Raw genomic sequence first — 202 nt, 5'->3', positions numbered from 1 at the left:
GGACGGGATTCTCACCCGTCTTTCGCTACTCATACCGGCATTCTCACTTCTAAGCGCTCCACCAGTCCTTACGGTCTGACTTCACTGCCCTTAGAACGCTCCCCTACCACTGATACCATAGGTATCAATTCGCAGCTTCGGTGGTGTATTTAGCCCCGGTACATTTTCGGCGCAGAGTCACTCGACTAGTGAGCTATTACGC

At 52.5% G+C, this 202-nt stretch carries 1 rRNA gene; it reads right to left on the bottom strand.

Annotation, left to right across the window (positions count from 1 at the left end):
- Positions 1 to 202: ribosomal RNA gene (locus tag JDS96_RS31695) — 23S ribosomal RNA — on the bottom strand; the annotation flags it as partial.

The organism is Bacillus cereus group sp. N21 (assembly GCF_016483395.1).
Lineage (GTDB): Bacteria > Bacillota > Bacilli > Bacillales > Bacillaceae_G > Bacillus_A > Bacillus_A pseudomycoides.
Note: the sequence above shows the minus strand (reverse complement) of the source record. Positions and strands in the feature narration are given on the sequence as shown.